Source organism: Rhizobium leguminosarum, assembly GCF_010668065.1.
In the GTDB taxonomy this organism is placed as follows: domain Bacteria; phylum Pseudomonadota; class Alphaproteobacteria; order Rhizobiales; family Rhizobiaceae; genus Rhizobium; species Rhizobium leguminosarum_S.
Window position 1 is genome coordinate 59,218 of record NZ_WUEN01000022.1, and the last position, 6,456, is coordinate 65,673.

Annotated in this window: 6 protein-coding genes and 2 pseudogenes; 2 read left to right on the top strand and 6 right to left on the bottom strand. The window is 59.1% G+C overall.

The annotated features are described in order from the left end of the window. Positions 1 to 92 precede the first annotated feature (92 nt). From GR198_RS33495 to GR198_RS33520, 6 genes and pseudogenes are all read right to left on the bottom strand, one after another. Positions 93 to 503 (bottom strand): hypothetical protein, encoded by a 411-nt coding sequence (locus GR198_RS33495; protein WP_233426636.1) that lies wholly within the window; start codon positions 501 to 503, stop codon positions 93 to 95. Positions 504 to 957: 454 nt separating this feature from the next. Beyond that, positions 958 to 1,107: a hypothetical protein gene (locus GR198_RS33500; RefSeq protein WP_245514955.1), complete on the bottom strand. Its 150-nt coding sequence runs from the start codon at positions 1,105 to 1,107 to the stop codon at positions 958 to 960. A gap of 45 nt (positions 1,108 to 1,152) precedes the next feature. Beyond that, positions 1,153 to 1,408 (bottom strand): annotated as a pseudogene (locus GR198_RS33505) (ArsR/SmtB family transcription factor); the annotation flags it as partial. Positions 1,409 to 1,574: 166 nt separating this feature from the next. Beyond that, positions 1,575 to 2,312, bottom strand: a complete 738-nt coding sequence (locus GR198_RS33510; protein ID WP_113544311.1) for an SDR family NAD(P)-dependent oxidoreductase — start codon at positions 2,310 to 2,312, stop codon at positions 1,575 to 1,577. A gap of 95 nt (positions 2,313 to 2,407) precedes the next feature. Then, the gene (locus GR198_RS33515) at positions 2,408 to 3,343 is read right to left on the bottom strand and encodes a zinc-binding dehydrogenase (RefSeq protein ID WP_113544310.1); all 936 of its coding nucleotides are present in this window, start codon (positions 3,341 to 3,343) and stop codon (positions 2,408 to 2,410) included. 86 nt (positions 3,344 to 3,429) lie between these two features. Beyond that, positions 3,430 to 4,029 (bottom strand): NADPH-dependent F420 reductase, encoded by a 600-nt coding sequence (locus tag GR198_RS33520; protein WP_162769171.1) that lies wholly within the window; start codon positions 4,027 to 4,029, stop codon positions 3,430 to 3,432. 189 nt (positions 4,030 to 4,218) lie between these two features. On the opposite strand from GR198_RS33520, the gene GR198_RS33525 reads away from it, so the two are divergent. Together GR198_RS33525 and GR198_RS33530 are read left to right on the top strand one after the other, a co-directional pair. Next, a complete protein-coding gene (locus tag GR198_RS33525) occupies positions 4,219 to 5,148 on the top strand; it encodes a LysR family transcriptional regulator (RefSeq protein ID WP_113544308.1) in 930 nt (309 codons plus the stop codon). 173 nt (positions 5,149 to 5,321) lie between these two features. Continuing rightward, positions 5,322 to 6,084 (top strand): annotated as a pseudogene (locus GR198_RS33530) (3-oxoacyl-ACP reductase family protein). Positions 6,085 to 6,456: the final 372 nt, after the last annotated feature.

The window sequence follows — 6,456 nt, forward strand, 5'->3', positions numbered from 1 at the left end:
CTCGTCCGCTTTGGGCTTTCGTCGGGAAACCTGCAAAGCAGACGTCCGGCCCGATCTGACCTATCGACCAAGATCAGCCCGAAGTGGCCATTTCATCGAGCCGGCGCACGTTCCCCAGGCTGAACCGTCAGATAGCTGGTTGGAGTATGGCTGGTGACCACAGCCGGCCCCTCCGGTTCTCCTGGATCGTAAAACAGACGATTGACCGAGTCATAGAGCAGGAAATGGTCCCCATCGACGTGGACGACGGCCACACCTTGAATATCACTCCAATCGCTGGTTCTTATCGGCGCGCCGATAGGCCAGCCGAGCGACCTCAACACCCGGCAGACGTCATCCCACCTCGTATAATGGACTGACCTGTCGCCCCAATCCACCATGGCCGCGACCTGATCATAGGTCATGCCAGTGAGCATTTGCAGGACGCGTACCCCGCAGCCGTCATCCCTTGGCAATTGTGAGTGAAAGGGAAATCGAACTTGGCCGGGCTGGCGCAGTGACATGGTTGAACTCCTTGAGATTCACCAGTCTCGGCATATTGGGCAGCAAAGCAAGGTGGCAACGCCAACCTTGGCCCCTAGCTCAAAGACGCTTCGGCGTATGTAGCGTGGTCTGCTCTCTGGAGGCGCCGAAACTGAACTAGAACCTTGTCGGCGGCGGGCAATTGGTGGAGGTAGCTCGTCAAGAATCGCGGGATTTTATTTCTGTCCTGTCGTGCTTCATGCGTCTATTCAAAATCACTATTGCCGCCTTCATCATTTCTTTGTTTTCGGTAGCCACCGCCAAATCGCGGCAGCAACTTACCGCGCCAACGCCGAGCGGGGAGACTTTGGTTGAGAGCTTCGGGAGCTGCGCAAACGCAACCTGTCCGGCAGTTCTGATCTTGAGCGGCAGCAGGGGCCTTGCAGCGCCCCTTTCTGACGAAATCGGGTAGACGTTCCGGGCGGCGCGTGGGGATCATGCCTTGCCTTGCCGGTTCCAGCAGCATCTCGGCCGCGCGGTTGATGGCGGCCGGATGCCGCTCGCCTCCGCCAGCCGCTTGAACTTGTAGAGCACCGTGAGATCGCCGATGCCGTCGCCCTCTATTGCGCTATAGGTCGATTGCACCAGGACTTTTCGAGACCGGAATCCTTAAGCGTGCCTCTCGATCTATGCCGCCTCTTCCTCCAGTCCGAGCAGGCCGAGCTTGCAGGTTCGCACCCGGCCGACTTTCTCCGTGGTGACGAGTCCCGCCTGCTCCAGGACGCCGACGTGCTTCTTCATGCCCGTGAGGGTCATGTGGAATTTCTCGGCAAGCTCCGTGATCGAAGCGTTCTGACGTCCAAGCTGCTCCAGGATGCCGCGTCGGGTGGGCGTCCGAAAGCGCGGCGAAAGAAGCATCGAGGCGGGTCCGCCGCTGTTGCTCGATTCCCCGCGCGACGGGTCGGTCCGCTCCTGAAAGACACGCGACCTACACGCCGTTCGAACACGCTGATGATGGTGCAAAGTGGAATGAGAGTGGAGAGCTAGTAGGTGGTAGTATCTAGTTAGCTCCCACTCTCCTATGTACAAGTCGCGGACCCGCGGGAGTGTATTTAGGTCAGCGTGCCGCCATCAACGGTCAGGATGGTTCCGGTGATTTGTCGGGCCGCAGCAGATGTGAGGAATGCTACCGCAGCCGCGATATCCTCCGGCTCGCCGTACCGGCCGAGCGGAATTAGGGCACGCTGAAAATCTCCGAACTCGCCCTCGGCCGGGTTCATTTCCGTGTTGGTTGATCCCGGCTGAATGAGGTTGACAGTGATGTCACGGGGCCCAAGTTCTCGCGCCAGACCGCGGGTAAATGATTGAAGTGCCGATTTGGTCATTGAATAAACCGTCGATGGTCCGACAATGCGTTCTGCGCCTGCGGAGCCGATTGTGACGATCCGGCCACCTTTGCCAAGATACGGCATCGCGGCTTGCGATGCCAGGATCGGGGAGCGAGCGTTGACAGCAAAAAGGGCGTCGATCTCGGCGACGGTGAAATCTGCCACATCCTTGTAGATCGCGATAGCCGCATTGTTCACCAATATGTCGAGGCCGCCCAACACTTGCGCCGCTTGATCAACCGACCGCTTGACCGCGTCGGGGTCCATGCTATCAGCCTGGATAGCCAACGCCTTGCGCCCTTTGCCCTCGATCGTCGCGACAACTTGCGCTGCCCGATCAGCGGCGCGTTCGTACGTTATCGCAACGTCGGCGCCTTTTTCGGCCAGAGCGATCGCGATCGCGGCGCCAATGCCGCGGGACGCACCAGTCACAAGCGCACGTTTACCTGCTAATTCACTCATCGATCATTCCTTTCGTTATCGACAGGGGAAATGTTTCGCCCGGCCGCCTCGCGGCGGGCGTCCGTGCGGCCTGCCGCCGTACGATTATTTTCGGTTTAAGCGATCAAGACCGGCAGACCGCTTAAGCGGCGGTTGTCCATGTCGTCATGCGCTCGGGCTATCTCATCGAACGGATAGTGTGTGGTTTCGAGATCACTGAAAATGCCTGTGCGCAGCGCATCCCATAGCTGAGAAGTTGCGATCTCGACTGCCGGTCCCCGGACGTATTGCGGGGAACCACCGCTGCGGACATCTACCCCCCGTCGCACAAGATCGGGGGCCGGCGCTGGCTGACCCGACGCGGCTCCAATCGCGGCAATCACGCCACCATCACGGACGCTTGACACGCCTAGCGCGAAGGTCGCCCGGCCGACCAAATCATAGACGACGTCGACACCGTCAGGTGCGATCGCACGTATCTTGGCGGCGATGTCCGGCTCGCCAGCGTGGAAGGCATGGGTGGCACCGGCCGCGACCTTGTCGAACTTGTCCGGCGATCCGGCGACGCCGATCACGGTTGCGCCCAGCGACTTTGCCCAGCGAGCCAGGATGGCGCCAACGCTTCCCGATGCCCCAAGTACCAGCACCGTGTCGGCGGATTTGAGATCGTGGAGACCACGCATCCCCATCCAGGCCGTCCCACCCTTCGCCAGGAAGGTCGCCGCAGTCTCGTTCGAGATATCGGCGGGCAGGCGGATGAGCGGCGCGGTCGGAATGATCCTCTCGGTGGCATATGCACCTTCCGAAAAGAAGTAAGCCACTCGGTCGCCGACCGACAGCCCCTCGACGCCGGATCCGACCTCGGTGATCGTCCCGGCTGCTTCGAAACCGGGAACCGCCGGCAACGCCATCGGATACTGGCCTTTTCGTATCATCGTATCGACAAAGTTGAGGCCGATCGCGTCCTGAATGAGCCTGACCTCGCCAGCTCGTGGCGCGCGCAGGTCTTTCTCGATGATTTGCAGGACGGAGGGGCCGCCGGTTGACTGCATTTGAATGAATTTTGACACGATATCGTCTCCGGGTTTCAGATGGCTTGCGGCGCTTCCGATTGCAGACGGATGGAGCGCAGCGATGTTCAGTCGAACTTGACGAGGTTGAGAGCGGGCAGCGGGCCGCCCGGGAACTGAACCAGCTGGCTGCCGACCGCAAGCGCGCCGAGATCGATCCCGAAGAAGCCGATGCGATCAATGATGGCGGCGACCTCCGCCTTCGCCCTCATATCGTTGCCCGAATAAAACAGGACGCGCCTGCCGCCTTCCGAGTGGGGGTCGCCCGACAGTTGCTTTGGCGTCAGGTGGTTGAACGCCTTGACGACGCGCGCGCCTGGCACAAGGGCGGTGAAAATATCCGTAGAGGTGCGGCCGCCAAGGTCCGCCGGCCTGTAAAGCGGCGCTTCGATGGAGTTGTTGGCGTCGATTACGATCCTGTCGTCGAAGTTCAAACCGGCGAGCGCGCCAGGTATCTTTGACCACGGGACTGCCACGAGAACGATGTCTTGCGCCGCGGCCTCTTGGAGGCTTCCAGCCCGGATTGTGCTGCCGAGTTTCGAAACAAGCGTCGTGAGGCTTTCCGGTCCACGGCTGTTTGCGATCACGGCTTCGATACCTGCCTTGCCGAGTGCCGTGGCAAATGCGCCCCCTATATTGCCGGCTCCGATAATGCCAACGATCATGATCCAGTCCTTTACGGTGCGGTGAGAATTGTATCCGCGACGGTCGGTTTTCCCGCTACACCCTTGGCCTGATGCCGGTGGCGTTGCAGAAAACCGGTGCTGCTGTTGACTGGAATATGGCTGGCAAATACACGCAGCATAAGTCAGAGATGAATTGTTTTAGTTTCAATCAATGTTTGAAGGTTGCTTATTATGGAGACGCTGGCAAACCTAGAAGCGTTCGTTCGAAGCGCGGAAGCGAGCAGCTTTTCCGGGGCTGCTCGGCGTCTCTCGATCACACCGGCCGCAGTCAGCCGGAACGTTGCGATGCTGGAACGGAACCTCGGCATACGGCTGTTTCACCGCTCGACGCGGAAGTTGACCTTGACCGAGGCGGGGGAGTCCTTTCTGGCAAGCATCGGCGACAGCCTGAACCACCTTCAGGGGGCAATCGACGGGGCATCACAAACCAAGGGTGAGCCTGTCGGCGTTCTGAAGCTCAGCATGAGTTTAACGTTCGCTATGGGATACGTTCTTCCCGCACTGCCCGACTTTCTGGCCCGTTATCCGGGCATCAGACCTGACTGGCATTTCGACAGCCGCAAGGTCGATCTTATCGCCGAGGGTTTCGACGCCGCGATCGGCGGTGGTTTCGAACTCAATCCGGGCATCGTTTCCACGACGATCGCACCGGTTCACGTTATCGCGGTCGCTTCGCCCGGCTATTTTGCTGGACGGCGCCGGCCGGCCAGCCCCGCCGATCTGGCCGATCATGCCGGAATACTGATGCGGTCCTCCAATTCAGGCCGGATCAGGCAATGGATGATGCGGGACGCTCAAGGACGCGAAGAGCGCGCGCTCCTCAACGAGACGATTGTGATGAGCGACGCCGCGCCCATGGCGCAGGCGGCGATCGCGGGGTTGGGCATCGCATTGCTGGCTGTACCCGACGTGCTGCCGCATATGGAAAGTGGTGCGCTCGAACGTATCCTTCCGAAGTGGTATGCCGATGCCGGATCTATCTCGCTCTACTATTCAGGCCGCGTGCTCCAACCGCTGAAAACCCGCGCTTTCATTGACTTCTACACTGAATATTTCCGTAGTGAGCGTCTTAGCGCCCGATTTGCAGGCAGTCTCCAATAGCGTCCACGCGTCCTTGTCATAATCTCCGAAAAAACGTGGCCCCTGGACCGCATCAAGTCTTCCATTATCAACAGATGCTTGAATATGATCCAAATGATATGCCGCTAATATTCTAGGAAAAAATGGACAAATATCATTCCACCGAAACACTCGGCACGTAAATGGAGTGAGAAATGACTGCAGTGACCGCTTCTGGGTACCTTCCACTGAGCGGCAAGACCGCACTCGTTACCGGTGGATCGCGATCAATCGGCGCATCAATCGCCCAGCGTCTCGCAGCGGATGGTGCTCAGGTGGCCTTCACCTATCGCGGATCACCTGCGAAGGCTGAGGAAGTTGCTGTCGCCATCGAAAAAATGGGCGGGCGCGCGCTGGCCATCGCCGCTGATGCCGCTAATCCGGATGCAATACGCGCCGCTGTCGCCGCGACAGTCGAAAAGCTGCGGCATCGACATTCTGGTGAACAATGCCGGTATTGCCTTCGCGGGTCCGATCGACGAAATCGCATTTGATGACTATCAGGCAATGCTCGCAGTCAATGTAACAGGCGTTTTTGTCGCCACGCAGGAAGCCGTACGCCATATGAAGGATGGCGGCCGGATCATACAGATCGGCAGCTCAATCACGAAATATGCCGGGGTTCCTGGGCTGTCAGCATACGGCCTCACCAAGGGGGCAGTCGCCGGCTTCAACCGGAGCTTGGCTCATGACCTCGGCCCACGCGGCATCACAGTCAACACAGTTCATCCGGGCCCAACCGACACTGACATGAATCCTGTCGATGGCGAGTTTGCCGCTATGCAAGTCTCGCGCATCGCGGCGGGCCGCTATGGAAAGCCCCAGGAAATTGCGAGCGTTGTCGCATTCCTTGCAAGTCCAGAAGCCTCCTTTGTAACGGGTGCCGACATCCGGGCTGATGGTGGTTTCACATCCTGAAATATGCCGGAGCGAAATCCAAAATTCGCTTCGATGCCCCCATCGATTTCAACGCCTCCCCAACCAGTCAATGGCTCAACGCGGCTTTGATGGATATCCAGCGCCGTGCGGCCAGGATCGTTCGCCTTGCCAGGCAAAAGAGCCGCAATCCTCGACCATTGCACATCGTTCAACCATATCGCTTCGCAGCCATTCTCAGACACCATGCCAACAAAACACGGTGTCCTATGAATCAGCCATCAGGTGATTTGGGAATCTGGAGGGTTCTGTGAGGTCCGTTCGCTATGCGTGCGGCATTCACTGATCGGACCTCATTGAAGCCGGATTGAGCGAAGGCGCGGGTTGTTTGGCGCTATGGGGATTTAGTCGAAG

Excerpts from the sequence above, each read along its gene's own strand:
- GR198_RS33495 (WP_233426636.1), bottom strand. The coding sequence starts at position 503 with ATGTCACTGCGCCAGCCCGGCCAAGTTCGATTTCCCTTTCACTCACAA.
- GR198_RS33510 (WP_113544311.1), bottom strand. The coding sequence starts at position 2,312 with ATGAGTGAATTAGCAGGTAAACGTGCGCTTGTGACTGGTGCGTCCCGC.
- GR198_RS33515 (WP_113544310.1), bottom strand. The coding sequence starts at position 3,343 with ATGCAGTCAACCGGCGGCCCCTCCGTCCTGCAAATCATCGAGAAAGAC.
- GR198_RS33525 (WP_113544308.1), top strand. The coding sequence starts at position 4,219 with ATGGAGACGCTGGCAAACCTAGAAGCGTTCGTTCGAAGCGCGGAAGCG.